Here is a 26,447-nt window from a genome sequence, read left to right on the forward strand (position 1 = left end):
GCACATGATAAATTTTGAAATGGGGAGCCAAATGGGGAGCAAGGACCTGTGGACCTTTCTGTTCTTGCTCGGGGTGGTGCTTTTCAACTGGCCCCTTCTGAGCATCTTTGAGCATTCCGCGCCGTACTACCTCTTCGGCCTCTGGGCCGTCTTCATCCTGGTTACCGTCGTCCTGCTGAACCTGACGAGGAAGAACAAGGCGCTCTGATGTTCCAGACATGGGCCGTACTGCTCATCACGGGAGGCTACCTGAGCCTCCTGTTCCTCATCGCCTACTACGCGGAGCGCAGGGAGCGCAGGGGCAGGAGCCTGGTCGCCAACCCCTATGTCTATGCCCTCTCCATGGCCGTGTACTGCACGTCGTGGACCTTCTACGGAAGCGTGGGGAAGGCGGCCACCTCGGGGCTTTCCTTCCTCACCATATACATCGGCCCCACGCTCATGGCGGCCCTCTGGTGGGTGGTGCTCCGCCGCATCATCAAGATAGCCAAGGAAAATCGCATCACCACCATCGCCGATTTCATCGGCTCCCGCTACGGAAACTCGCTGCTCCTCTCCGCCCTGGTAACCGTGGTGGCCGCCGTGGGGATAATCCCCTATCTGGGCCTTCAGATAAAGGCCATCATCAGCACCTTCACCATCATCGCCGGGCAGACGAAGGGCTCCGCCGCCGCGGGCTGGATCATCACGGCCATCATCGGGCTTTTTGCCAGCGTCTTCGGCGTGCGGCGGTTCGAGTACTCCGAGAAGCACGAGGGGCTGGTCTTCGCCATCGCCTTCGAGAGCATGGTGAAGCTGGCCGCCTTCCTGCTGGTGGGCTTCTACGTCACCTTCGTCCTGTTCGGCGGGCACGTGGACATCTTCGAGCGCATCCGCACCTCGGACTTCAGCTATCTGCTCACTGTGGGCGGGGGCTCCCCGGTGGGCTACAGCGAGTGGGCCTCCCTGCTTTTCCTCTCCATGATGGCCATCATGTTCCTGCCCCGGCAGTTCCACATGGCGGTGGTGGAAAACCACGACGTCAACCACGTCTCCCGGGCCATGTGGCTCTTCCCCCTGTACCTCTTCCTCATCAACATTTTCGTCCTCCCGGTGGCCTTCGGGGGGCTCCTCCTGGGGGGGAGCCAGCAGGGGGCGGACAACTTCGTCCTCACCATCCCCCTGGGGCAGGGGAAGGCCTATCTCGCCCTCTTCGTCTTCATCGGAGGGTTCTCGGCCGCAAGCAGCATGCTCATCGTGGAGTCCCTGGCCATCAGCAACATGGTCATGAACAACCTGGTCAGCCCCCTCATCTTCCGCTTCAAGCGGGTCAAGGGGTTCACCTTCATCCTGGCCAACATCAAGAGGCTGGTCATCCTGGGGCTGGTCTTCATCGGCTACGTCTTCGCCGTCTCCATCGGGGAGTTCTACACCCTGGTGGACATGGGGCTGAAGTCCTTCGAGGCGGTCAGCATCTTCGCCCCGGCCATCTTCTTCGGCATCTACTGGAAAAGGGGAAACCGCAACGGCGCGGCCGCGGGGGTGCTGGCGGGCTTCGTCATATGGTTCTACACGCTCCTCATGCCCGCCCTGGTGAAGTCGGGCCTCCTTGAGGAGGCCGGCTTTCTGTCCTACCTGCTGAACTCTCCCGTCCTGGACCCCCACGCCCTGTTCGGCCTCAAGGGGCTGGACAGGTGGAGCCACTCCCTTTTCTGGGGCCTTCTTTTCAACGTGGGCCTTTATGTCTCGCTCTCCCTCTTCACGCGCCAGTCCGAGGAGGAAGAGAGGCAGGCCCTGATGTTCGTGGAGAGCTACTCGCCCAGGATCCTGCCGGCCAAGCTCACCATCGCGGAGATAGAGGACATCCTGGTGGAGTTCATCGGCAGGCGGGAGGCGGCCGAGGTGGTCAGCGGGTTCCTCAGGCGGCAGGGCGCCCAGCGGGACTCCCTCTCCCAGAGCGACCTCTTCGCCCTCAAGGGAGAGGCCCAGAGGATCCTCTCCGGCGCCCTGGGCTCTCCGATGGCCGGCATCATCTTTACCGACAGGCTCACCTACACCGAGCCCGAGAAGGGCGAGCTGCTCACCTCCATCCGGCAGATGGGCAAGACCCTGAGGCTCTCCCGCCAGGAGCTGGCGGAGGCAAACCGGCAGCTGGGCCTCCTGAAGGAATTCAGCGAGAACATCGTCGAGAGCATCCCCCTGGGGGTGGTAACACTGGACGGCAACCTCCGCGTCACCTACTGGAACTCCACCATGACCAGGATGACCGGCGTCCGGGAGGCCGACGCCGTGGGCGAGGAGGCCCACCTCGTGCTGGGGTGCCTGAGCCCCCGGATATTCGGCCCCGAGCCCCGGGAGGGCGATATCTCCTGCAGCATCGGGGACATGGAGCTGAAGGGCTACATCAACCGCCTCACGGGAGCCCAGAGGGGCTACGTCATCGTCCTGGAGGACGTCACCGAGAAAAAGAAGATCCAGGAGGACCTCTTCCGGGCCACCAAGCACGCCAGCATCGGGCGGCTGGCCGCCGGGGTGGCCCACGAGATAGGCAATCCCCTGGCCTCCATCTCCTCCCTGGTGCAGGAGATGCTGCTGGAGGACGGCTCCCCCTTCGTGAAGGACTCCCTCAACACCATAAACCGGCACCTGGAGCGCATCGCCCGCATCGTGCGCAACCTGGGGGACTTCGCCCGTCTCTATCCCCGGCAGAGGACGCCCACCGGCCTGGACAGCGCCCTGGCGGCCACCCTCGACCTGGTGCGCTACGACAAGAATTTCCGCAAGATACAGATCCACACGGACGTCGAGCCCACCCCGGCGCTGACCATAGACCCGGACCAGATCCAGCAGGTCTTCCTCAACCTGATGCTCAACGCCCGGGACGCCATGCCCGAGGGCGGCGATCTCTACATCTCCATCGCCCAGGTGGACGGCTCCGTGCGGATGGTCTTTACCGATACCGGCCCGGGCATAGCCAGGGAGCACCGGGACAAGGTCTTCGACCCCTTCTTCAGCACCAAGGGGCCGGCCCAGGGGACGGGGCTCGGCCTGAGCATCTGCTACAGCATCATAAAGGACCACGGGGGGACCATGGAAATCGCGCCGGGAAAAGGGAAAGGCACAAGTTTTATAATAAAACTTCCGGTCAATGGATAGGCCGAAGCAATGGGAAAGACACTGCTCATAGTAGAGGACGAAGAGACCCTGAGGGAGTCCCTCCAGAGGCTTTTCACCCGCGAGGGCCTCGCCGTGGATACCGCGGCCTCGGGGGAGGAGGCCATGGAGGCCTATGCCGAAAAGTCCTTCGACGTCGTCCTCTCCGACATCATCCTCCCGGGGATGGACGGCATAGAGATGATGGAGGCGATGCGTCGGCAGAGCTCCGGGCAGATATTCATCGTCATGACCGCCTATGCCTCCCTGGAGACGGCCGTGCGGGCCCTCCGCCTGGGCGCCTACGACTATATCACCAAGCCGGTCATGCACGAGGAGATAAAGCAGGTCGTCCGGCACGCCCTGACCCAGCAGAGGCTCTACCGGGAAAACACCCTTCTCAGGCGGCAGATAAAGGACTACGATTTCTCCGACGTCATCGGAGAAAACCCGGCCCTTCTGGCGATTGTCCGGGAGGTCCGCAAGGTGGCCGACACCCGAAGCACGGTGCTGCTTCTGGGGGAGACGGGCACCGGAAAGGAGCTTTTCGCCCGGGTCATCCACCGCAACAGCTCCCGCCGGGAGAGGCCCTTCGTCCCCATCAACTGCTCCACCATCCCGGAGGCCCTGCTGGAGAGCGAGCTTTTCGGGCACGCGCGGGGGGCCTTTACCGGGGCGGTGGCCTCCAAGTCGGGGCTCCTGGAGGAGGCCGAAGGAGGGACGATTTTCCTCGACGAGATAGGCGACATGCCCCCGGCGCTTCAGGCGAAGCTCCTCAGGGTCCTGGAGGACCAGGAGATCCGCCCGGTGGGCAGCACCAAGACCAAGAAGATAGACATCCGGCTCATCACCGCCACGAACAAGGACCTCTGGGAGGAGGTGCAGCACGGCGAGTTCCGCGAAGACCTTTTCTACCGGGTCAACGTCATCTCCCTTCACCTGCCGCCCCTGAGGGAGCGGAAGGAGGACATTGCGGCGCTTGCGGCCCACTACCTCTCGCGCTACGTCCGGGAGCTGGGCCGCGAGCCCAAGGAGCTCTCGCCCGAGGCCCTCTCGGCCCTGGCCGCCTATGACTGGCCCGGCAACGTCCGGGAGCTTCAGAACGTCCTGGAGAGGGCCGTCCTCATCGCCGAGGGCCCGGCCATCAGCAAGGAGCACCTGCCGGAGAACGTGACCGGCAGGGGCTCCTTCTTCGACGACTCCGTCACCCGGGAGCTCTCCATCGAGGGCTACACCAGGGCCTTCATCCAGAACTACCAGCACCTGTACAGCGAGCAGGAGCTGGCCGAGAAGCTGGGCATCACCCGGAAGACCCTCTGGGAGAAAAGGAAGAAATGGGCCCTCAAGCGGCCCTCTCCCCCCGAGGGCGGAGGCCGGCCTCCGGGAGGGGACGGCCCCGGAGACGGTTACTAAAAGTAACCGCCCTCCCCGTAACATAACGTAACGCGCCCGCCTTTCTCTTATCTCCGGGCGCCGTGCGTCGTCGCCGTGAATCCTCTTACATCGCTGTAATTCTTGAAGATACCGGCGGCTCCCTCCGTGCGGGCCTGCCGGGCAGGCCCCTTGGCACTTAATTTGCTCATTTCCGAGTACGCCATCATGCTCAAAGAGGAAACCATAGAGTTCATCAGGAGGATTCCGCCCTTCGACAGGCTTACCGAGGAGGAGCTGGCCGGCGTGGCCGAGGACGTCTCCATGGAGTACTACCCCAAAGGGGTAAAGATACTGACCCAGGACGGCCCCCCCAGCGAATACCTCCGGCTCATCAAGAAAGGCGGGGTCAAGGTCTACATAACCTCGAAGGAGGACAAGGACATCGTCATCGACTACCGCACCGAGGGCGAGCAGTTCGGCCTCCTGTCGCTCATCGGCGGGGACCGCTCCCGGGCCAACGTGCTGGCCGTCGAGGACACCATCTGCTATCTCATCGGCAAGGAGAAGGTGCTGGCCATCCAGCAGGGAAACCCTGCGGTCAACGAGTTCTTTCTCAAGTCCTTCTTCATCAATTTCGTCGACAGGGCCTATGAGGAGACCCGCCGCAGGTACACCGGCCTGGCCGAGACCGAGCGCCTCCTGTTCACCACCACGGTGGGGGAGATAGTCAAGCGCGAGCCGGTCACCGGCGGCGAGGACATGTCCATACGGGAGGCGGCCCGGCGCATGGCCGAGAACAAGGTAAGCTCCCTGGTCATCGTGGGCCCGGCGGGCATCCCCCTGGGCATCGTCACGGACCGGGACCTCCGGGAAAAGGTGGTTGCCCGGGGCAGGGACCTCTCCGGCCCGGTCTCCTCCATCATGAGCTCCCCCCTCATACGGGTGGACGCCGACGAGTACTGCTTCGAGGCCGTCCTGAAGATGATGCGCTACAAGATCCACCATATCCTCGTCGTACAGAGGGGCGCCTTCAGAGGGGTCGTCACCAACCACGACCTCATGGTCCTTCAGGGCACCGCCCCCACCGTCCTGGTCAAGGAGATGGAGGGCATCCACAGCCTGGACTCCCTGGGGGAAACCACGGTGAAGATACACAAGTCCGTGGCCACGCTCCTGAGGGAGGGGGCCCGGGCGCAGAACATCACCGGCCTCATCACCGAGCTGGTCGAGAAGCTCCTGAACCGGGTGGTGGACATCCTGGAGAAGAAGACCGGCCCCTCCCCCCTGCCCTACGCCCTCTTCATGCTGGGAGAGGGGGCCCGCCGCGAGCTTACTCTGGACCTGCCCATACGGATGGGCGTGGTCTTGGCCGACACCAACAACCTCAACGTCGTCAAGGCCGCCGAGGAGCACTTCGCCGCCCTCGTGGAGCGGCTCAACGCGGTCCTTCCGGCCTGCGGCTACCGGGGCGGCCGGGAGTGCATCGATGTTGAGAACGTGCAGAGCCTCGGAGACTGGAAGCACTTCTTCGACCGATGGGCCAGGGAGCCAGAGAGCTTCCCTCCCCAGGGCCCGTTCTTCGACATGCGGAGCATCAGGGGGGAGGACGCCTTCGTCCAGGAGCTGAGGGACCATCTGCTCAGCATCGCCCGCCAGAGCGAGGAGGTCATGGACCTCCTGGCCGCCGAGACCGTGGAGAACCGCCCTCCCCTGGGGTTTTTCAGGCGCTTTGTCGTGGAGAAGTCCGGGGAGCACAGAAACGAGCTGGACCTCTGCCAGAAGGGCATCCGGCCCCTGGTGGACGCCGTCAGGGTCTTCGCCCTCCAGAAGGGCATCGAGGACGTCTCCACCTTCCGGCGCCTGCTTGAGTTGAAGGACCGGCACGGGTTCGAGCTGGCCGGGGACGTCGAACAGGTGCTTGACTACCTGCTGGCGCTGCTCCTCCATGTGCAGCTCGGCCAGGCGGAGCGGGGGCTGGAGCCCGACGGCTTCGTCAATCCCGACAACCTCTCCCTGCTGGAGAAAAAGACCCTCAAGGAGTCCTTCCAGCTGACGGCCTCGCTCTTCGAGGTCATCGAGAAGAGCTACAAGACCGAGAGGGTATTGTCGTGACGACCCTTCTGGAGCGGATATTCGGACAGAGCACCAGGGAGCTCCCGGAAGCCGTGCAGTCGCACGCCCGGCTGAAAAAGGAGCTTTCCCTGGACACCCCCCTGGAGGAGGCGCACTTCGTGGCCTTCGACACGGAGCTGACGGGCCTGGACTTTAAGCGCGACTCCGTCATCGCCCTGGGGGCCGTCGCGCTCGAAGGGACGCGCATACTGCCGGGGAAGACCTTCTTCAGCCTGGTGAGGCCCGCAAGCTCCCTGAACTCCGAAAGCGTGGTGGTGCACGGGATAACACATTCGGACCTCCGGGGGGCCCCGCCCCCGGAGGAGGCCCTCGAGGAGTTCGTCACCTTCATCGGCAACGCCGTGCTCATCGGCCACTTCGTGCACATAGACCTGCATTTCCTGGACAGGGAGATGAAGAAGCTCTGGGGCCTGCCCCTCAAAAACCCCGCGGTGGACACGAAGGTCATCCATGACTGGCTCTACGAGAACGACTCCCGGTTTGCCCGCCACTGGCGGGGGATGACCCTGAAGGGCGACCTTTTCACCATGGCCCGGAAGTACGGCATCGACGTCCAGAGGCCCCACGACGCCCTGTACGACGCCTTCCTGGCCGCGCAGCTTTTCCAGCGCTTCGCCGCCTTCCTGCCGGAAAGCGGCGTTGGCACCCTGAAGGACCTGATAGCCATAGGGAAACCGTAAGCCACGGGGAGGGGGTGAGCAGACACAAGAGGGAGGGCCGAAGAGACGCTTCATCGTAGAAACGTCGAATCACGTGGATATCCGTAAAAGGAGGGAGTTTTGACAACCTCAACCATCTGGCTCTTTATTTTCGTTGCCGCGTACTGGGCCTACTGCATCTTCTGGGGCATAAAGGGCGCCAGGCGGGCAAAGACCGCGTCGGACTACTTCATCGCGGGCCGGACCATCCCCATCTGGGTGTTCGTGCTCGCGGCCACGGCGACGAGCTTCTCGGGCTGGACCTTCATGGGCCATCCGGGGCTGGTCTACCGCGACGGCTTCCAGTACGCCTATGCCTCCTTCTATGCCATTACGATCCCGTTCACGGGCGTTCTGTTTCTGAAGAGGCAGTGGATGCTGGGGAAGCGCTACGGGTACGTCACCCCGGGCGAGATGTTCCACGACTACTTCCGAAGCGACGCCATGCGCATCCTGACCGTGGTGGTGGCCCTGTTCTTCTCCATCCCATACCTGGGCGTGCAGCTCAGGGCCTCGGGCTTCCTGTTCAACGTCCTTACCGACGGGCTCCTGGGCGTTGAGGTGGGCATGTGGATGCTCTCGGCGGTGGTCGTCATTTACGTGGCCTCCGGCGGCCTGCGCTCGGTGGCCTACGTCGACACCCTGCAGGCCATTCTGCTGGCTTTTGGCATCCTGGCCATCGGGCTCATCACCTTGCACTTCGCGGGAGGGTTCGGCGCCCTGAACGACGGCATCGCCCGGATGGCCGAGCTCGACCAGAAGAGGACCCCGAACGGCTACAGCCACTACATCGCCATCCCCGGGGTCATCCAATGGGTGAAGTCCGGCCCCACCGCCGTCGGCGGAGCCTGGACGGGCATGATGGTGCTTTCGTACATGTTCGCCCTCATGGGCATCCAGTCGGCCCCGGCCTTCTCCATGTGGAGCTTCTCGAACAAGAACCCCCGGCCCTTCGCCCCGCAGCAGGTCTGGGCCTCCTCGGCCGGCATCGGGTTCATCCTCATCGTGTTCACGGCCATCCAGGGCATGGGCGCCCACCTCATCGGCGCGGACACCTCCCTGCTTCAGGCCGGCGTAGCCCTGGACAAGCTGCACCTGGGCGAGGACCTGATGCAGATGCCCGGCAAGCAGGGGATGGTGGTCCCGGCCCTCATCCACCTCATGTCCAACAGCGCTCCCTGGTTCGTGGGCCTTCTGGCCGTCTGCGCCCTGGCCGCCATGCAGTCCACGGGCGCGGCCTACATGTCCACGGCGGGCGGCATGCTCACCCGGGACCTGTACAAGCGCTACCTGAACCCCGGGGCCTCCCACGCCACCCAGAAGCTCTTCGGGCGCATAGGCGTTCTCATCATCACGGGCGCCGCCCTGGCCGTGGCCACCACCTCGCATGACGCCCTGGTTCTTCTGGGCGGACTGGCCGTCGCCTACGGCTTCCAGATGTGGCCGGCCCTCATCGGCATCTGCTTCTGGCCCTTCCTGACCCGGAGGGGCGTCACCTGGGGGCTCATCGCGGGCATCATCGCCGTCACCCTGACCGAGTCCATCGGGCAGGCGTGGTTCGGCATCACGGCATGGGGGCGCTGGCCCCTGACCATGCACTCGGCGGCCTGGGGCATCTTCTTCAACCTGGGCATAGCCATCATCGTCTCCCTCTTCAGTCAGGACAAGGAGGAACGGGAGCACAAGATGAAGTACCACGGGTTCCTGAAGGAGCACGCCTCCTTGCCGGTGGACAAGAAGAAGTTCGCCCCGCTGGCCTGGGGCATCACCCTGGTGTGGTTCTTCTTCGGCATCGGACCGGGCGCCGTGGTGGGCAACACCATCTTCGGCGGCCCCAACGACTCCTCCACGTGGCTCTTCGGGATGCCCTCCATCTGGGCCTGGCACATCCTGTGGTGGGCCCTGGGCGTCGGCATGATGTGGTTCCTGGCGTACTTCATGCGGATGTCCACGATGCCGGAGCGAGACATCACCGCCCTGGTGGAAGACATCGGCGACGTCAAGGTTGCCCGTCTGGACCTGGAGAAACCCGGGGTGTAGCCGGCTCCCCCCAGCCGACCGTGCGCCGGGCGCCCCCCGGGGCGCCTGGCGCACGGCTTCCTCGTTTATCTATAATAAAAAATGCTCGTTTACTGGTACGGCATCACCTCTTTTCTCCTGGGTGCGCTTCTTTTCTTCCCTACGCGGAAGTTCATCCTGGCCATGAGCATCAACCGCCACCAGCGCAAGACCGGCAGGGAGGCCACCAAGGAGGAGATAGCGGCCATCAGGCGCAAGGTCACCGTCCTGGCCGCCCTCCTCGCCGTCACCTTCGCCTTCGTGTACAACCGGGTCATCATGACCAAATACTTCGGGGGCTTGGCCCAATAGGATGACAAGAAACCAGCAGGCCGTCATCGCCCTCATCGTCCTTGCGGCCATAGGCGCGGTGGTTTACTACTGGCGGGTGATAGTGCAGCAGACGCCGGGGGACTACGAGGTGCGCAAGGGGAATTACCGCCTGGAGGACGGCCGCTTCGAGCAGGCCGTAGAGGAGTTTTCGAAGGCCCTGGAGGAAAACCCCGACCACGAGAGGGCCCATCTGGGGCTGGCCATCGCCTATATGCAGATGGGAAAGCTCGACAAGGCCCTGGCCGCCTTCGACCGCACGATAGAGCTTGCGCCGGAGATGGCCGTCGCCTACGCCGACAGGGGCATCGTCAGGGACCGGATGGGCCGGTACGAGGAGGCCGTGGCGGACTACCGCAAGGCCCTCGAGCTCAACCCCGACCTGGGGAAGGGCCCGGGATGGCTCTGGCGCTTCCTGAGGAACGTCTCGGAGAAGCCCCCCACCATCAGGGACCGCCTGGAGTACCTGGAGGCGGAGCTCAGAAACCCCCCCGGGGAGCGCCTCCTCCGCGTTCCCGAGGTCGACTCGAAGCAGCGCATGTACAAGAAATAGCCGCCCGCCTCCGCCCGCTGGCCCTTGCGTGATTCCCCCTCCCCGGCTCCAAGGTGGCCCCATGCCTCCCGGCGGGCGCTCACCCCTTCATGCCCGGCCGCAAAAGGGCTATAATCAGGCTGACGGCATCCGTTATAATGGCTGGAGAGCCTGATTGCCGCCCCGCGGAGGGGCCGGGCGCGCAAGGCCGAACCCTCCGCAAAGCAGTCCCTGGCCAACGAGGTTTTCGCCAACACATAGAGACCGACATAGCGCGGAGGAAGAGATGAAGAAAACACTGGCTGTAGTGACGATTCTCGGCTTTCTTGTCACCATGGGGTGCGAGTCCATGACCCGGGAGCAGAAAGGGGCCGTGATAGGCGCCGGAGGGGGGGCTGTGCTGGGGGGCCTCATCGGACATGCCGCCGACGAGACCGCCCTGGGCCTGCTCCTCGGGACGGCCATCGGGGGGCTGGCGGGAGCCTATATCGGCGACTACATGGACGAACAGGCCCAGCAGATGAAGACCGACCTTCAGAACATGCCGGGGACCCGGGTCAGGCGCGTGGGAGACGGGATTCTGGTCACCTTCGACTCCGACGCCACCTTCGCCTCGGAAAGTTCCACCCTCACCCCCGAGGCCCAGACGACCTTGAGAGAGATAGCCGGGACCCTCAAGGAGTATAAGGACACGAAGATCCTCATACAGGGGTTCACGGATTCCCGCGGCTCGGAGGATTACAACAGGACGCTCTCGCTGAACAGGGCCCAGGCCGTGGCCTCCTACCTGGCCGAGCAGGGCGTCAACCCCCTGCGTTTCACGACCATCGGAATGGGCGAGTCCCATCCGGTCGCCTCCAACACGACGCCCGAGGGGCGCGCGAGGAACCGCCGGGTGGAAATCGGCATCTTCGCCAACCAGAAACTGCAGGAAAGGGCCAGGGAGAGGTCCTGAGCCTCCCCGTCCGCACGCGCACGCCATCCTGGGGTGCGCGCGCGAGGGCTCTCCAGATTTCGGCTGACGGGGACGTGATGAGCCACGGATCCCCCGCCTCCCTGAGAGGGGCGGTTAGAACCAGGCCAGCACGGCCTCGCAGATAATCCAGGCCAGGACGAAGCAGCACGGGAGCGTAAAGACCCAGGCCATCAGGATCTTGCCCGCTATGCCCCAGCGCACCGCCGTCAGCCTCCGGGTGGCTCCCACCCCCATGATGGAGGTGGAAATGACATGGGTCGTGCTGACCGGCATGCCCATCGCGCTGGCCCCGAGGATGACGGCGGCCGATGCGGTCTCGGCGGAGAACCCATGGATGGGCTCCAGTTTGAGCATGTGAAAGCCCAGCGTCTTGATGACCCTCCAGCCCCCCAGCGCGGTGCCCAGGCCCATGGCGACGGCGCACATGAGGATGACCCAGAGCGGCACGGCCACCACCTTCAGGAAGCCCCCGCTCACCAGGGCCAGCGTGATGATGCCCATGACCTTCTGGGCGTCGTTTGAGCCGTGGCTGAAGGCCATCAACGCCGAAGAGGCTATCTGGAGCCTTCCAAACACCCTGTTGACCGTCCCGGGCCCGTACCGCCCGAAAAAGAGCAGGATGAGCTTCATGAAGTAGTATCCGAAGAACATGCCGAAGATGGGCGAGGTCAGGAGGGCCAGGAATATCTTCTTCAGGCCCCCGAGGTTCAGGATGTCGAACCCGCCGAAGGCCACCGCGGCGCCCATCACGCTGCCGATGAGGGCGTGAGACGCGCTGACCGGCAGGCCCCTTTTCGTCATGAGGGCGTTCCAGAGGAACCCGGCCACCAGGGCGGCGACCACCACCTGCTGGGTCACGGCTTCGGGATGGACGATGCCCTTTCCGATGGTCCTGGCCACTGCCGTGGAGAACAGGGCTCCCAGGATGTTCATCGTCGCCGCCAGCAGCACGGCCTGAAGCGGGCCCAGCACCCGGGTGGACACGACCGTGGCAATGGCGTTGGCCGAGTCGTTCCAGCCGTTGCTTATCTCGAAAAGGACGGAGAGGACGACGACGAGGAGGATGATCTCAGGCATGTTTCAAAACGATTCCCTCAAGGATGTTGGCCACGTCCTCGCACTTGTCCGAGGCCTCCTCCAGGTGTTCGTAGATGGTCTTCCACTTGATGATCATCGCCGCGTCGTTCCGGTACTCCTCGAACAGGTCCCCCAGGGCCGTCCGGAAGATGCGGTCGATGCGGTTCTCCATCCGGTTGATCTCGATGCAGTACTCCTTGACGTGCTCGTAGTCCTTGGCCTCCAGCTCCTGGAAGGCCCGGTGGATGAACTTGGTGGTCTCGTGCAGCTCCCGGGCCAGTTGGACGGCGTCCCTGGTGGGGCGGGTTATCCTGAACACCAGCATCTTGTCCACGCACGCCCAGGCCAGGTCGATGATGTCGTCGATGCGGGTGGCCAGCTCGTGGATGTCCTCGCGGTCTATGGGGGTGATGAAGGTCTGGTTGAGCTTGCGCATGACGTCGTGGGTGACCAGGTCGGCCTGGTGCTCTATCTCGTGAATCTGCTTGGCCTTGCCCTCGGCGTTCTCGAAATTCTCCATCAGGGAGAGCAGGGCCTCCGTGGCGGCCATGGCGTGGGCGATGCTCTGGTCGAAGAGGACGAAAAAGTCTATCCGGCGGGGAAATATTTTTTTCATGCCTCACATGATACTGCCCGGTGCCGGTGAAGTCAATTCAGAGGGGCGCGCCGGAAACGGCGGTCTCCGGGCCTCAGAGCACCAGCTCGCCGAACTCGGCGGCCACCAGATCCTGAAGGGAGGCCACCGCCTTGAAGGCGTGGCGGAGCACCTCCCGGTCCCGGGGAGAAAGGGTGCCGGGGTTGATGAAGGTGTCTATTTTCCTGCCGCCCAGGTACTTGTCCACCTGGGCCGAGAGGGCGAAATGAAGCAGGAACCTGTACGCGGCCTCGAAGTACTCCCCGTCGTCCGGGTGCAGAAAGCCCTGGTCCACCAGGGCGGCGATGCGCTTCAGGGTGGAGGTCTCCCGCACGCCGTGCAGGAGGGCCAGGAGGCGGACCCCCTCCACCACGAAGATGAGCCCGCTCCGCTTGATGTCCATCTCGCCCCGGTGCTCCCCGCTTTTTTCGGTGATGAACCGGCCCATGAACCCCGTGGGCGCCTTGTGGGCGCTTTCCTCCTCCCTGAGGACCCTCAGGGCCTCATGGTGGCGCTCAAGCAGGTCGAAGGCGAACTCGCTCAATCCCTCAAAGAGGGAGAAATCCCCGTAGGCCGGTGCGGCGTCGTAAAAAACGGTCAGGTACCGCACCAGGGCGGGGACCTGCCGCTCGAACCAGTACTGAAGCTGGAGCTTCCATTCGAAGGAGCTCTTCCGCCAGGTGGGATTCATCGACATGACGTAGCCCGGGCACCAGGCGAACCCCAGGGCGAGGAGGCTCTCGGAGAACTGCCGGGTGAGCTCCATGAAGTACTGGTCGTAGGCCCTGTCCCATTGCCTGCTGTCGGCGATGATGAGGCCATGGTCCTGGTCGGTCCTGAGAAGGTTCTCCATCCTGCCGTGGCTGCCCGTCAGGAAGAGGCAGAAGGGCAGGGGCGGCTCCCCCATCTTCTGCATGACGAGCTCCAGGGCCCTCCGGTGCACGTCCTGGTTGACCAGCGAGACCATGACCACGACGTCGCAGGCCCGTACGCCCGCGCCCATCTTCGAGGCGGCCGTCTCCGGCAGCTTCCGGCGGATGGCCCCCAGGTCCTCGAGGCTCTGCGCGCTCGCGATGCCCTCTATGAGAGTCATGGGCTCGGGGTACCGGAGCTTCAGGAGCTGCCGGAGGGTCACCATGCCCGCGACCTTTCCACGGGCCAGGAGAGGGAGGTGCTTGATGCGCCGGGACGAGAAGACCGAGAGGGCGCGCCAGACGTTGTCGCCGGGGCTCAGGGCCACCGGGGAAGGCGTCATGACCTTGCTTACGGGGGTCTTCTCCAGGTCCAGCCCGTCGGCGGCCGCCAGCCTCCGTATGACGTCCTTCTCGGTGAGGATGCCCTCCGGCCGGCCGTCCCTGTCCACCACGACCACGCTGGAGACCCCGCGGCGGGCCATCTCCTTGACGGCCGCCTTCACGCTCTCGCCCGGCAGGCAGGTGTACACCGAGGCCTCCATGACCGAGGCGAGGTCCTCGCTGTAAGGGAACGCGTGCATCCCCCTCAGGCTCTCGCGCCGGGCCTGGAGCTTCCTGAGCGAGGCAGGGTCGATGACGGGACGTTTCGCCATGGCAACCATATTATTCTAACAGAATTCCAAGCGGCCCCCGGCTCCGCCGGCCGCGTGGATGGTCCGTCCCTCCCAGGGGTGGCAGGCCCCTGCACAGGGCCTGCTTTTCCGCCTATAATAAGGGATGGCCGTTACTTTTTGTATTTCTGCGAAGGAGGCTGCCGTAACGATTCGTAACAGACGGGAAGGGCGAGGGGCGGGCTTCGGGCCGGACCTGCCCGGAGGGGAGGCGTGGCGGATGCCGTAATCCCGCCGTCTTTCGGCGGCACCCGCCTCCCCGGGGCCGAAGAAACCTTAAACCGGCATTCAATTTGCTTATTTCCAGCATACAAGTATGCCCACCCGGGGGAGGGTGGCTCGAATTTAGAAAAAAAGCGTAACCCATTCTCAAAAAAGGAGGCAGGCATGGCTGAAAAGGGCATTGAAGTCTTCATGGCGGAGCAGAGGCTGTTTGCGCCGCCGGACTGGTTTTCCCAAAAGGCCCACGTCTCGAGCATGCAGCAGTACGAGGACCTCTACAGGCGCTCCGTCGAGGACCCCGAAGGGTTCTGGGCCGAGATGGCCGACAGATACATCACCTGGTACAGGAAGTGGGACAAGGTTCTTGAATACGACTTCGAGAAGCCCGAGATGAAGTGGTTTCGGGGCGGCACGCTCAACGCCTGCTACAACTGCATCGACCGCCACCTGGATAGCGACCGCAGAAACAAGGCGGCCCTCATCTGGGAGGCCGACGACGGCACGTACAAGACCTATACCTACCAGCAGCTCTGGTACGAGGTCAACAGGTTCGCGGGCGTACTCAAAAAGCACGGGGTCAGGAAGGGCGACCGCGTGACCATCTACCTGCCCATGATTCCGGAGCTTGCCATCGCCATGCTGGCCTGCGCCCGGATAGGGGCCATTCACAGCATCGTCTTCGGCGGCTTCTCCTCCACCTCCCTGAGGGACCGCATCAACGACTGCCAGGCCTCCATGGTCATCACGGCGGACTGGGGCATCCGCGGCGGCCGCAGGGTTCCTCTGAAGACCAACGCCGACGCCGCCCTGGAGGAAAGCCCCACGGTGCAGAAGGTCATCGTGGTCAGGCGAAGCAGCGGGGACGTGCCCATGGAAAATGGCAGGGACCTGTGGTGGCACGAGGAGATGGCGGCCAAGGACCTGCCCCTGCGCGTGGAGCCGGAGCAGATGGAGGCGGAGGACCCCCTGTTCATCCTCTATACGTCGGGCTCCACGGGCAAGCCCAAGGGCGTGCTGCACACCACCGGTGGATACACTCTCTTTACCAACCTCACCTTCCGGTGGATATTCGACTACCACGACGAGGACATATTCTTCTGCACCGCCGACATCGGGTGGATTACGGGCCACAGCTACATCGTCTACGGCCCCCTGTCGGCGGGGGCCACGAGCCTCATGTTCGAGGGCGTGCCCACCTACCCGGACCCCGGAAGGTTCTGGGACATCTGCGACAAGCACCAGGTCAACACCATCTACACGGCCCCCACGGTCATCCGGGCCCTGATGCGCGAAGGCCCGCAGTGGGCGGAGAAGTACGACCTGTCCTCCCTCAGGCTCCTGGGGACGGTGGGCGAGCCCATCAACCCCGAGGCCTGGATGTGGTACCACACCCACGTGGGCAAGGGGAAACTGCCCATCGTGGACACGTGGTGGCAGACGGAGACCGGGGGCATCCTGATAACCCCCCTGCCGGGGGCCATGACGCTGAAGCCCGGCTCGGCCAACCGGCCTTTCCCCGGCGTGGTGCCCAAGGTTCTCAAGGAGGACGGCTCGGAGGCTTCCGCCAACGAGGGCGGCTACCTGGTCATAGAGAAGCCCTGGCCGGGAATGATCCGGGGGACCTACGGCGACCCCGAGAACAAGCGGGTCAAGGAGGTCTACTTCAGCCGCTTCCCGGGCACGTACTTCACCGGCGACGGCGCCCGCGTCGACGATGACGGCGATTACTGGCTCATGGGCCGCATCGACGACGTCATCAACGTCTCGGGCCACCGCATCGGCACCGCCGAGGTGGAAAGCGCCCTGGTGAGCCACGAGGCCGTGGCCGAGGCCGCCGTGGTGGGCTACCCCCACGAGATAAAGGGCGAGGGCATCTACGTCTACGTCACCCTGAAGGAGGGCGTGGAGCCCACCGACGAGCTGGTCAAGACCCTCAGGGGCCACGTCCGCTCGGTCATCGGCCCCATCGCCACCCCCGACAAGATGCAGTTCGCCCCGGGACTGCCCAAGACCCGGAGCGGCAAGATCATGCGCCGCATCCTCCGCAAGATTGCCCGCGGGGATGAGGACCTGGGGGACACCTCCACCCTGGCCGACCCCTCCGTGGTGAAGAGCCTGCTTCACGGGCGGCTCTAGGGGCGCGTGGGGCTCCAGCGGTTCTTCATCCACCGGGACGAGGCCGTCCTCGTCCTGGTGGACGTCCAGGAGAAGCTGGCCTCGGCCATGCCGGTGCGCGCGGAGGTCACGCGCAACTGCCTCCGCCTGCTTCAGGCGGCCGGGGTACTGGGCATCCCGGTGCTGGTGACCGAGCAGTACCCCGGGGGCCTGGGCCCCACCGTGCCGGAGCTCAGGGAGGCCGTCCCCGGATACTCCCCCATAGAGAAGCTCTGCTTCGGCTGCGCCGAGGAGCCGGCCTTCAGGGAGGCCCTCACCCGGACGGGCAGGGAGAAGGTCGTCCTCACCGGCATGGAGACCCACGTCTGCGTGTGGCAGACCGGCCTCGGCCTTCTCAGGGACGGCTACGGCGTGCACCTCGTAAGCGATGCCGTCTGCTCCCGCACCAAGGAGAACTGGCGGTTGGGCCTGGCCCTGGCCCGGGACGCCGGGGCCGTGGTCTCCTCCACCGAAACGGTGCTCTTTCAGCTCATGGAGCGCGCCGGGACCGAGGAGTTCAAAGCCATCTCAAAGCTCATCAAGTAGACTCCCGGACACACGCGGCGCACGCTGACTCGAAAACGCGGGGGAGTCCCTCAAGAAATCCTTCCTGAGGAGGCTGCAAGGAGCGGGCTCGCCGCCCCGGGAAAGCGCCGGGGAGGTGAGCGAAAACACAGCGCTCCTTCTCCCCCCGTGATAGAATCCCGCATGAGGGCAATCGTCTTTCTTCTTCTGGCCGCGCTCTGGGCCCTGCCTTTCGTGGGTTGCGAGGCCAACCCGGTTCACGAGTACGGCACGGGCCTCCTCAAGTCCCGGGAAAAGGCCGCCACGACAGCCGATGCCGCAAGCCTCCGGGCACTCCGCCAATCCATCCAGGCCTTCAGGGCGGCGGAGGGACGGTATCCGGAGAGCGTGGATGAACTGGCCGCCTTCTCCGGGCTGGAGCTGTCTCCCCAGACCTACGCCTACGACCCCGAGACGGGCGCCATCACTCCGAGGTAGCCAGCCCCCCGCCCGCGGGGCGGGGCTTCCGCACTACCCAGAGGACGTCCATGTCCCTCAGGTAGTACAGCGCGAAGCACGCGGCCAGCATGGGCCAGGCCGCGAAAAAAAGCAGGTTTGGAAGCTCCCAGGGGTTGAGGTACTGCTTCCAGGCCGCCAGGGTGGAGGCAAGGTGCATCAGAAGGACGAGCCCGTAGCTCAGCCTCTTCCAAAGGCCCAGGGCGAAGGCCACGATGAGAAGCATTTCCAGCGCCCCCACCGCGTAGAAGAAGCCCTCCCCCAGCTCGACGCCGTAGAAGCTCCGGAAGACCCCCGCCGAATGGGAGGCATTGACGAACTTATCCAGCGTCCACATGAACATGACGACAAAGACCCCCGCCCTGAGCGTCACCAGGGCCAGGGCGACCCGCTTTCCGTTCTGCATGGCTTCCGTCCTCCTCGCTGCGCATGGTTTCCCCCACATAGGTATACCAGACGGGGCCCGCTGTCAAGTTTCCGAAAAATCCTCCTTTTTCTCCGGGCCTTGCTCCCCGAGCCCTTTCCCTTCAAAGCTTGATGATTTCCGGCGGGAAAGGTATAATATATAGTTGAAATCATCTCGGAGGACGACACAGTGAAGGAAGGCATTCATCCGAATTACAAGGAAGCACAGGTGGTCTGCGCGTGCGGGGAGACCTTCGCCACGCGGTCCACGAAGGAGAAAATCCACGTCGATATATGCTCCAACTGCCACCCCTTCTTCACGGGGAGGCAGAAGATAGTGGACACCGAAGGCCGGGTCGAGAAGTTCAAGAAGAAGTACGCCCGGAAGAAGAAGCAGCAGGAAAGTTAGCAAGCCAGAAGAGGACGGCCGTCGGCATTGCCTCCGGGGTGCTGACGGCTTTTTTGCGGATGAAACACATCGGCGGCCAGGCGGTCATAGAAGGGGTCATGATGAAGGCCCGGCGGGGCTGGACGGTGGCCGTCAGAGACCCTTCGGGCGGAATCCAACTGAAACGGGAGCCCCTGAAGGAGCTCCCCCGCCACTTGCGGCTCCCCCTCGTAAGGGGGGTGGTCACCCTGTATCACACCCTTTCCATAGGCATACGGGCGCTGGAGTACTCGGCCAGCGCGGCCTTCCCCGAAGAGGAGCAGGCGGGGCGGGGCTCCATCGCCTTCTCCATCGTCCTGGCCGTGGCCCTGGCCGTGGTGCTTTTCATCCTGGTGCCGCTTTACGCGGCCAAGCTCCTGGGGATGGCCCTGCCCTCGGTGGCCGAAAGCTCGCTCCTGTTCAACCTCGCCGACGGCGTCGTCCGCGTGGCGGTCTTCCTCGTGTACGTCGTGGGCATCGGGTTCTGGAGTGAGATGCGGCGCATCTTCGAGTACCACGGGGCGGAGCACAAGGTCATCCATGCCTTCGAGGCGGGGCTCGGCCCGAGCCCCGGGGAGGCCAAGTCGCAGAGCCCGCTTCATCCGCGCTGCGGGACGAGCTTCCTGATGATCGTCATGGTGGTGAGCATCCTGGTTTTTTCCTTCATCCCCAAGGCCTGGCCCTTCCTCGGGAAGTTCCTGGCCCGGGTGGTGCTCATTCCCCTTATCGCGGGGGTGTCCTACGAGGTCCTGAAGCTCTCGGACCGGAGGAAGGACAACCCCCTGGTCCGGCTCCTCGTGCTGCCGGGGCTCATGCTTCAGCGCCTGACCACCCGGGAGCCGGACGAGGCCCAGCTCGAGGTGGCCGCCAGGGCCCTCACCGAGGTGCTGGCCATGGAAGAGGAATGAAAGAGACATGCTTGAGAAACTTGACGCCATAGAGAAAAGATACGAGGAGCTGAACCTCCTGCTTACCGATCCGGAGGTCATCCGCAACCAGCGCCTTCTGCAGACGTACTCCAAGGAGCAGTCCGACCTGGCCCCCGTGGTGCGGATGATCGAGGAGTACAAGAAGGCCCTTCTGGAGAGGCAGGAGACCCGCGAGCTCTTGAAAAGCCCGGACAAGGAGATGCGGGAGCTGGCCCGGGAGGAGCTGCATTCCCTGGAGGAGCGCGCCGCCGCCCTGGAGGAGAAGCTCAAGCTGGCCCTCATCCCCAAGGACCCCCGGGACGAGAAGAACGTCATCCTGGAAATCCGCGCCGGCACGGGCGGCGAGGAGGCGGGGCTCTTCGCCGCCGACCTTTTCAGGATGTACTCCAAATACGCCGAATCCAGGGGGTGGAAGGTGGAGGTCATGGAATCCAGCCCCACCGGAGTCGGGGGCATAAAGGAGATCATCGCCACCATCACGGGAGCGCGGGCGTACAGCCGCCTCAAGTACGAAAGCGGCGTGCACCGGGTGCAGCGCGTCCCGCAGACCGAGGCCCAGGGGCGCATCCACACCTCCGCGGCCACCGTGGCGGTCCTGCCGGAGGCCGAGGACGTGGACGTCAAGCTGGAGGAGAAGGACCTCCGGACGGACACCTTCTGCGCCTCCGGTCCCGGCGGACAGGGGGTCAACACCACCTACTCCGCCGTCCGCATCGTGCATATCCCCACGGGGCTCACCGTGCAGTGCCAGGACGGGCGCTCCCAGATAAAGAACAAGGAGAAGGCCCTCAAGGTGCTCCGCGCACGCCTGTACGAGATGGAGCAGGAGGCCAAGGAGCGGGAACGCGCGGAACACCGGAAGGCCCAGGTGGGCACCGGGGACCGGAGCGAGCGCATCCGGACCTACAACTTCCCCCAGAACCGCGTGACCGATCACCGGGTGGGCCTCACCCTGCACAGGCTGGAGGAGGTCCTGGGCGGCAACCTGGACGAGCTTATCGACCAGCTGGACCTGCACTTCCAGGCGGAAAAGCTCAAGACCGTCTGAGGGAGGGCCCGCGTGAGTCCCCGCCCGGAGCCGCCCACCGCCCTCTTCCTTCTCAGGGAGGCCGCCCGGACCCTGGCCGGGGCCGGCATCCCGGAGGCCGGCAAGGAGGCCGAGATACTCCTCACCCACGTCCTCTCCATCGACCGCGTCACCCTCTACCGCGACGACCCGCGCGTCGCGCCGGAGAGCCAAAAGAGGCTCCACGTCCTCCTTGAGAGGCGCGGCAGGCGGGAGCCCCTTCAGTACGTCATGGGGTATGTGGACTTCCTCGGGCTCGCCATAGCGGTGGGCCCCGGCGTACTCATCCCCCGTCCGGAGACGGAGCTTCTGGTGCACGAGTTCCTCACGCACGCCGGGAAGGGCCGCGTCCTCAGGGTCCTGGACCTCTGCACCGGAAGCGGGGCGGTGGCCCTGGCCCTGGGCCGGGAGCTTCCCGGCGCCCGGCTCTACGGCACCGACATTTCCGCCGAGGCCCTGCGCTACGCGCGGCGGAGTGCCAAGGCAAACGGCATCGGAAACGTCCAGTTCCGCCGGGGTCATCTCTTCGAGCCCGTCGGCGGCCTTCTCTTCGACGGCATCGTGGGCAACCCCCCTTACGTGGAAAGCGGCGTCATCGCCGCCCTGGAGCCCGAGGTGCGGGACTGGGAGCCCCGGGAGGCCCTGGACGGGGGCCCCGACGGCCTCCGCTTCTACAGGGAAATCCTGGGCGCCGCCCCCCTTCACATGAGCCCCGGGGGGATTCTGGCCCTGGAGGTGGGCCTGCACCAGGCCCCCCGCGTGCAGAACATGGCCGAGGGGGCGGGACTCAGGCTTGTCCACACCGTGGTCGACTGCACCGGGGTCAAGCGCGTCGTGCTCTTCCGCCTGCCGAAGCATCCTTGACATCCGGCCCGAATCAAGAGAATATGTAGCACACACGGGAAAGCGGCGAGCGCTTTCCGGAGACCGCGCGTGAGGGGGTACGCATGAACATCGAGCAGTATGTGCAAGAGGTCGGTCATTGGTTCCTTACCAGCGGCCTTCGGATAGTCCTCATCCTCATCCTGGCCCTGGTGGTCCTGAAGGCCGTGAAGCTCCTGTCGCGGCGCCTGGCCGCCCTGCTGAGCAGGCAGAAGGAAGAGGACGTGGAGTTTCAGAAGCGGGCCGAAACCCTGAGCCACGTCGTCCAGTACGCCCTCACCGTGGTCGTCCTGGTCGTGGCGGCCATGATGCTTCTGAAGCAGTTCGGGGTGGACATCGGCCCCTTGCTGGCGGCCGCCGGCGTGGTAGGCCTGGCCGTGGGCTTCGGCGCCCAGACCCTGGTGCACGACGTCATCAGCGGGTTTTTCATCCTCATCGAGGACCAGATACGGGTGGGCGACGTCGTGCAGATAGCGGACAAGGGCGGCCTGGTGGAGCAGGTCAACCTCCGCATGACCATCCTCCGGGACCTGGCGGGCAACGTGCATTACGTGAGGAACGGGCAGATCGCCGTGGTGACCAACATGACCAAGGAGTACTCCCGCTACGTCTTCGACGTGGGGGTGGCGTACCGGGAGGACGTGGACGAGGTCGTCGAGGTCATCAAGGAGGTGGATGCCGGGCTTCGCCGGGACCCCGGGTTCAAGGACGACATCCTGGAGCCCATCGAGATACTGGGCCTGGACCAGTTCGGAGACAGCGCCATAGTCATCAAGGCCCGCACCAAGACCATGCCCATCCAGCAGTGGCGGGTGGGGCGCGAGTTCAACCGCCGCCTCAAGAAGGCCTTCGACGAGCGCGGCATAGAGATACCCTTCCCCCACATCACCCTGTACATGGGCGAGGACAAGCAGGGCCAGGCCCCGCCCTTGAGGGTGGCCCTCCGGGAGAAGGGGGGCGGCGCGCCCCCGAAGCCCTGAAAGGGGTCCCGGGAGCGTACGGGTCTGCGAGAGCCCCAGGCACTCCTTTTTCGACCCCCGGGCGTCTACCCAAATACACGGATAAGATATTATTATGGCCTCATTTCTTGACCTTTGCCCGGGCGGTTCTGTAGTATAGGTGCACTCTAATCCCCCGCTGGAGGAAACACCATGCACGAAGAGTTCATGTTTATGGACTGGATTGTGGACTCCCATGTGGTGCCCCACTTTGTCTCCTACGGCTTTCTTGCCTCCATCGTCGTCATCATCATAGCCTTGATAGTGCGGGGGGCGATGGCCCTGGTGCCGCGGGGAACCCAGAACGTGGTGGAAGTGGTGGCCGGAGCCATGCTGCAGCTCGCCGAGGACTCCATCGGGGAGCACTGGGGAAGGCCCTTCTTCCCTCTGATAGCCACCATCTTCATCTACATCATGGTCTGCAACTTCTTCGGCCTCATCCCGGGTTTCGTCTCGCCCACGGCCAACCTCAACATGACGGCCAGCATGGCGGTGCCCGTGTTCCTGGCCACGCACTACTACGGCTTCAGGGTGCACAAGTTCAGCTACATGAGACATTTCTTCGGGCCCATCCAGACCCTTTTGGCCCTGCCCCTGATGCTTCTGATGTTCGTCATCGAGGTCATCTCTCATCTGGCCCGTCCGCTCACCCTTTCGGTGCGGCTCTTCGGCAACATGACGGCCAAGCACCAGCTCCTTCTGGTCCTGGCCGTGCTGGTTCCCCTGTTCGCGCCCGTGCCCATCCTGGTCCTGGGCGTGCTGGTCAGCGTTGTACAGGCTTTCGTGTTTGCTCTTCTGACGACGCTCTATCTTGCGGGCGCCGTGGAGGAAGCACATTAATATCTCTACACGTTTCTATGGAGGAGGAAGAATGAAAAAGACCGTCGCCGTACTGCTGCTTACGTTCATCGCGGTGCTGGGCTTCTCCGCCCTGGCCTTCGCGGCCGAAGAGGGGGGGATGCCCATCGCCAAGCTGAGCTATTACGCCACCGCCGTGCTGGGCTGCGGACTGGCCATCGGGCTGGCCGCCCTGGGGACCGGCATCGGCATGGGCACTGGCCTGAGCCGGGCCTGCGAGGGCACGGCCAGGAACCCGGGCGTCTCGGGCAAAATCATGACCACCCTCATCGTGGGTCTGGCCATGATCGAGTCCCTGTGTATTTATGCCCTGGTCGTGGTCCTCATCGTCCTTTACGCCAACCCCTTCGGGGTCTGAGGCCGTTTTCTCCCGGGAGGCCCCGCCGGGGCCTCCCGCCTCGTTTTTCATTCCCGCACCATAGGTGGTAGAATATGCCCATGGAAGAAAAGCCCTGGTACGACGACCTCGTCCCGGAAGAAGAAAAGAAGTACAAGGAGTCGGTCGACAGGATAAAGAACGCCGTGCTCGAGAAGAGCATGTCCTTCGAGCAGGCGGCCAAGCTCATCGAGGTCAGGGACGAGAACCTGCGGGCGGCCCTGCTGGACGACGCCCTGAAAGTGCTCCTGGCCGAGCTTCATTTCCAGAAGGGCAAGAGCCTCGCAGAGGTCTCGCGGATGCTCAAGCTCTCCGAGAAGCGCCTGGAGAGGGCCAGGAAGGAGATGCTCAAGGACGTGGAGCAGGCCGCCATCGAGAAATACATGCTCGAGAGGGGCACGTCCGGAGAGGCCTGATGAAACTTCATCTGGAGAGGCTCGCCAAAAACGGCGTCTTCATGAGGCACCTGAGGCTGGACGTCACGCCCGAGGTGCTCTTTCGCCCCCGGTTCGTAACCGGCGCGGACAAGCGCCGGCTCGTGGAGGAGACCCAGGGGTTCATGTTCTACATCGACTACGAGGAAGGCAACCCCGAGCAGCCGAGCCTCATGGTCATGAAGACGTACAACCTGACGAGCCGGACCGTGGGGGAGGTACAGGACGTTCCCCGCGAGATGCTCCTTGCCGCCGTGAAAAGGGAAGGCGTGCGGGATTACTGCGGGATGTACCCCATCGACCAGCCGACGGAGGACTGGATTACGGAGCGCCTGGGCCTTTCTTCTCCTCCTGCTTCTCCGCAGAAGAAACTGCACCCTCGCGCAGGCTGAGGGTCTTTTCCATCATCAGCAGGTATTTCAGGTACCTGAAGGCGAATTTCATCAAGGCCACGTCGTCCGTCCGCATCTTTTCGGCCTCTTCCGGGGAGACCTCGAAGACCTTGAGGAACCTGCTCTCGAAGACGTAGCGCCTGAACCTGTCCAGGTCGTAGCTGGCCATGAAGAACTGGGTCTGCTTCCGGGGGTCCAGGCCCTTCCCTCCGGGGAGGTTCCTCCGCATGAGGAGGTCCTTCCACTCCCTGTTCATGGCGTCGTAGTGCTCGGCCTCCTGGTCCTCCCTCCAGCTCTGGACGGTCCACTCCGTCGGCTCACGGAAGCCCTGGCAGTGCTTCTCCTTCACGAAGAAATAAAACTCCTCGTGCACCAGGCCGCCGGCGTCGTCGCGCTTCTTCATGGTGGCCTGTCCCACCGGATAGTAGCGGCAGCTCGCCGGGCGGTCGGTGTAGATGGTGCAGCCCTCGGGCGTGACGAAGGGGCAGAGCCTGTCGTCGTCGTCCTTGAGCTTCAGGTACGCGTAGGGGTGGGAGGATTTCTCGTCTATGCGCATGGTGGTATAGGTGTCCAGGAACTCCTCGCTCGAGATGCCCAGCCGCCGGGTCATCCGCAGGACGTCGTAAGGGGTCAGCATGATGTCTATGTTGCTGCAGCACCTGGTAAAACAGCCGATGCCGGGATAGCACCGGAACTTGAACCTGGTCTCCGGGTCCAGGCGGGTGGGCTGAACGGCGCGCATGTTAAACATCGAAAGGCTCCCCCTTCTATCCAAATAAGAGATTTTCTATTTTACCACACGGCTTCCGGGAGAACAAAGGGCAAGCAGGGACCCCCCACCCGTCACGGCCGGCCCCGGGGCGGCCGCGGCTTGCCGTGGGAAAGCAAATAAGCCAGGAAGGCCCGGTACTGGGCCGGGAGGGAGCGGCTCCTGTGGGTGATGACGAAGAAGCTCCGGGGCATCCTGAGCCCCTTTATCCGGATGCGCTCTACCTTCCCCTCCCTGAGGTCGTCCTCTATGGCCAAGCGGGAGAGCACCGAGGCACCGAGGCCCGCCCGCACCGCCTGGGTGACGGCGTTGGTCGAGCCCAGCACCGCCGAGACCGTGAGGTCCTTGAGGGCGAGGCCCTTGGCCGCCAGATGCTCCTCCGTGCTCTTGCGGGTCCCGGAGCCCTCCTCCCTCAGAAGAAGGGGGACGCCGGGAAGCTCCGCCGGGGTAATTTCCTTCTTCGGGAGAAGCCCGGGGGCGGCCGCCAGGACAAGCTCGTCCTCCAGGAAGGCCCTGTACTCGATGCTCGTCCTGCTCATCCTGGCCCCCACCACGCCGATGAGAAGCTCGCCCCGGAGGACCATCTCCGTTATCTTCCGGGAGTCCTCGATGAGCACCCGGAAAAAGACCCCCGGATGCTTCCTCCCGAAGCCGGCCATCAGGGCGGGGAGGATGTAGCCCCCCGGGATGGTGCTGGCCCCCACCGAGAGGGTCCCGGCTACCTCGCCCCGGAAACGGCCCAGTTCGGCTCTTATGTCACGGACCTTCTCGATTATCTCCAGGGCCCTCTCATAAAGGAGCTCCGCTTCCGCCGTGGGGACGACCTGTCTTCCCATCCGGTCGAAGAGCCGGGTCTCGAGCTCCTCTTCCAGGCGCCTGACGTGCTCGCTCACGGTGGGCTGGGTGAGGTTGAGCTCCAGGGACGCCCTGGTGAAGCTCCGGTTCTTGAAGACCGAGACGAACACCCTGAGACAGTGTACATCCAC

The 26,447-nt window shown here is 64.2% G+C and carries 27 protein-coding genes; 21 read left to right on the top strand and 6 right to left on the bottom strand.

The window, feature by feature from the left end; translation table 11 throughout:
- Positions 1-31 precede the first annotated feature (31 nt).
- From P8Y39_00765 to P8Y39_00805, 9 genes are all read left to right on the top strand, one after another.
- Positions 32-208, top strand: coding sequence for a hypothetical protein (locus P8Y39_00765; GenBank protein ID MEJ2190864.1), 177 nt, complete (start codon positions 32-34; stop codon positions 206-208).
- Positions 208-3,135, top strand: a complete 2,928-nt coding sequence (locus P8Y39_00770; GenBank protein MEJ2190865.1) for an ATP-binding protein — start codon at positions 208-210, stop codon at positions 3,133-3,135. The genes P8Y39_00765 and P8Y39_00770 overlap by 1 nt, the downstream gene beginning before the upstream one ends.
- A gap of 9 nt (positions 3,136-3,144) precedes the next feature.
- Positions 3,145-4,545 carry a sigma-54 dependent transcriptional regulator gene (locus tag P8Y39_00775; GenBank protein ID MEJ2190866.1) on the top strand — a complete coding sequence of 467 codons (1,401 nt, stop codon included), beginning with the start codon at positions 3,145-3,147 and terminating at the stop codon, positions 4,543-4,545.
- 150 nt (positions 4,546-4,695) lie between these two features.
- Entirely contained in the window at positions 4,696-6,618 is a 1,923-nt protein-coding gene (locus P8Y39_00780; GenBank protein MEJ2190867.1) for a putative nucleotidyltransferase substrate binding domain-containing protein, read from the top strand.
- Positions 6,615-7,319: a 3'-5' exonuclease gene (locus tag P8Y39_00785; GenBank protein ID MEJ2190868.1), complete on the top strand. Its 705-nt coding sequence runs from the start codon at positions 6,615-6,617 to the stop codon at positions 7,317-7,319. The genes P8Y39_00780 and P8Y39_00785 overlap by 4 nt, the downstream gene beginning before the upstream one ends.
- Before the next feature lie 99 nt (positions 7,320-7,418).
- A complete protein-coding gene (locus P8Y39_00790; GenBank protein MEJ2190869.1) occupies positions 7,419-9,377 on the top strand; it encodes a sodium:solute symporter in 1,959 nt (652 codons plus the stop codon).
- Between the two features lie 81 nt (positions 9,378-9,458).
- Positions 9,459-9,707, top strand: a complete 249-nt coding sequence (locus tag P8Y39_00795; GenBank protein MEJ2190870.1) for a hypothetical protein — start codon at positions 9,459-9,461, stop codon at positions 9,705-9,707.
- A 1-nt stretch (position 9,708) separates the two neighbouring features.
- On the top strand, positions 9,709-10,278 hold the full coding sequence (locus P8Y39_00800) for a tetratricopeptide repeat protein (protein ID MEJ2190871.1): 570 nt from the start codon (positions 9,709-9,711) through the stop codon (positions 10,276-10,278).
- 265 nt (positions 10,279-10,543) lie between these two features.
- The gene (locus P8Y39_00805) at positions 10,544-11,212 is read left to right on the top strand and encodes an OmpA family protein (protein MEJ2190872.1); all 669 of its coding nucleotides are present in this window, start codon (positions 10,544-10,546) and stop codon (positions 11,210-11,212) included.
- Positions 11,213-11,326: 114 nt separating this feature from the next.
- Here the strand turns inward: P8Y39_00805 and P8Y39_00810 are convergent, their stop codons facing one another.
- The 3 genes from P8Y39_00810 to P8Y39_00820 all read right to left on the bottom strand — a co-directional run bounded on the left by P8Y39_00810 (position 11,327) and on the right by P8Y39_00820 (position 14,511).
- Complete coding sequence (locus P8Y39_00810; protein ID MEJ2190873.1) at positions 11,327-12,310, bottom strand: inorganic phosphate transporter; 984 nt, start codon at positions 12,308-12,310, stop codon at positions 11,327-11,329.
- Positions 12,303-12,926, bottom strand: coding sequence for a DUF47 family protein (locus P8Y39_00815; GenBank protein ID MEJ2190874.1), 624 nt, complete (start codon positions 12,924-12,926; stop codon positions 12,303-12,305). Before P8Y39_00815 ends, P8Y39_00810 begins: the two co-directional genes overlap by 8 nt.
- Positions 12,927-12,999: 73 nt before the next feature.
- Positions 13,000-14,511 carry a putative nucleotidyltransferase substrate binding domain-containing protein gene (locus tag P8Y39_00820; GenBank protein ID MEJ2190875.1) on the bottom strand — a complete coding sequence of 504 codons (1,512 nt, stop codon included), beginning with the start codon at positions 14,509-14,511 and terminating at the stop codon, positions 13,000-13,002.
- 405 nt (positions 14,512-14,916) lie between these two features.
- Between P8Y39_00820 and acs the strand changes: the two genes are divergently transcribed.
- The 3 genes from acs to P8Y39_00835 all read left to right on the top strand — a co-directional run bounded on the left by acs (position 14,917) and on the right by P8Y39_00835 (position 17,907).
- On the top strand, positions 14,917-16,887 hold the full coding sequence (acs, locus tag P8Y39_00825; GenBank protein ID MEJ2190876.1) for an acetate--CoA ligase: 1,971 nt from the start codon (positions 14,917-14,919) through the stop codon (positions 16,885-16,887).
- A 6-nt stretch (positions 16,888-16,893) separates the two neighbouring features.
- Positions 16,894-17,451 (top strand): hydrolase, encoded by a 558-nt coding sequence (locus tag P8Y39_00830; GenBank protein ID MEJ2190877.1) that lies wholly within the window; start codon positions 16,894-16,896, stop codon positions 17,449-17,451.
- 162 nt (positions 17,452-17,613) lie between these two features.
- Positions 17,614-17,907 (top strand): hypothetical protein, encoded by a 294-nt coding sequence (locus P8Y39_00835; GenBank protein MEJ2190878.1) that lies wholly within the window; start codon positions 17,614-17,616, stop codon positions 17,905-17,907.
- On the opposite strand, the gene P8Y39_00840 is transcribed toward P8Y39_00835, so the two are convergent.
- The gene (locus P8Y39_00840; GenBank protein ID MEJ2190879.1) at positions 17,894-18,331 is read right to left on the bottom strand and encodes a hypothetical protein; all 438 of its coding nucleotides are present in this window, start codon (positions 18,329-18,331) and stop codon (positions 17,894-17,896) included. The two genes, P8Y39_00835 and P8Y39_00840, sit on opposite strands and share 14 nt — an antisense overlap.
- A 189-nt stretch (positions 18,332-18,520) precedes the next feature.
- Here P8Y39_00840 and rpmE point away from each other — a divergent pair, with 189 nt between their 5' ends.
- The 9 genes from rpmE to P8Y39_00885 all read left to right on the top strand — a co-directional run bounded on the left by rpmE (position 18,521) and on the right by P8Y39_00885 (position 24,692).
- Entirely contained in the window at positions 18,521-18,739 is a 219-nt protein-coding gene (gene rpmE / locus P8Y39_00845; GenBank protein MEJ2190880.1) for a 50S ribosomal protein L31, read from the top strand.
- A 53-nt stretch (positions 18,740-18,792) separates the two neighbouring features.
- Entirely contained in the window at positions 18,793-19,665 is an 873-nt protein-coding gene (locus tag P8Y39_00850) for a DUF1385 domain-containing protein (GenBank protein ID MEJ2190881.1), read from the top strand.
- Positions 19,666-19,672: 7 nt separating this feature from the next.
- Positions 19,673-20,734 carry a peptide chain release factor 1 gene (prfA, locus tag P8Y39_00855; protein MEJ2190882.1) on the top strand — a complete coding sequence of 354 codons (1,062 nt, stop codon included), beginning with the start codon at positions 19,673-19,675 and terminating at the stop codon, positions 20,732-20,734.
- 12 nt (positions 20,735-20,746) lie between these two features.
- The gene (gene prmC / locus P8Y39_00860; GenBank protein MEJ2190883.1) at positions 20,747-21,616 is read left to right on the top strand and encodes a peptide chain release factor N(5)-glutamine methyltransferase; all 870 of its coding nucleotides are present in this window, start codon (positions 20,747-20,749) and stop codon (positions 21,614-21,616) included.
- Positions 21,617-21,699: 83 nt separating this feature from the next.
- Positions 21,700-22,614, top strand: a complete 915-nt coding sequence (locus P8Y39_00865; GenBank protein MEJ2190884.1) for a mechanosensitive ion channel family protein — start codon at positions 21,700-21,702, stop codon at positions 22,612-22,614.
- 171 nt (positions 22,615-22,785) lie between these two features.
- A complete protein-coding gene (gene atpB / locus P8Y39_00870) occupies positions 22,786-23,472 on the top strand; it encodes a F0F1 ATP synthase subunit A (GenBank protein ID MEJ2190885.1) in 687 nt (228 codons plus the stop codon).
- A 31-nt stretch (positions 23,473-23,503) separates the two neighbouring features.
- The gene (gene atpE, locus P8Y39_00875; GenBank protein MEJ2190886.1) at positions 23,504-23,848 is read left to right on the top strand and encodes an ATP synthase F0 subunit C; all 345 of its coding nucleotides are present in this window, start codon (positions 23,504-23,506) and stop codon (positions 23,846-23,848) included.
- Between the two features lie 80 nt (positions 23,849-23,928).
- A complete protein-coding gene (locus tag P8Y39_00880; protein ID MEJ2190887.1) occupies positions 23,929-24,282 on the top strand; it encodes a hypothetical protein in 354 nt (117 codons plus the stop codon).
- Complete coding sequence (locus P8Y39_00885; protein MEJ2190888.1) at positions 24,282-24,692, top strand: hypothetical protein; 411 nt, start codon at positions 24,282-24,284, stop codon at positions 24,690-24,692. The genes P8Y39_00880 and P8Y39_00885 overlap by 1 nt, the downstream gene beginning before the upstream one ends.
- On the opposite strand, the gene P8Y39_00890 is transcribed toward P8Y39_00885, so the two are convergent.
- On the bottom strand, positions 24,622-25,443 hold the full coding sequence (locus P8Y39_00890) for a YkgJ family cysteine cluster protein (protein ID MEJ2190889.1): 822 nt from the start codon (positions 25,441-25,443) through the stop codon (positions 24,622-24,624). The two genes, P8Y39_00885 and P8Y39_00890, sit on opposite strands and share 71 nt — an antisense overlap.
- 92 nt (positions 25,444-25,535) lie before the next feature.
- Positions 25,536-26,447 (bottom strand): selenium metabolism-associated LysR family transcriptional regulator, encoded by a 912-nt coding sequence (locus P8Y39_00895; protein MEJ2190890.1) that lies wholly within the window; start codon positions 26,445-26,447, stop codon positions 25,536-25,538.

It is taken from the genome of Nitrospirota bacterium (assembly GCA_037386965.1).
GTDB lineage: Bacteria > Nitrospirota > Thermodesulfovibrionia > Thermodesulfovibrionales > JdFR-86 > JARRLN01.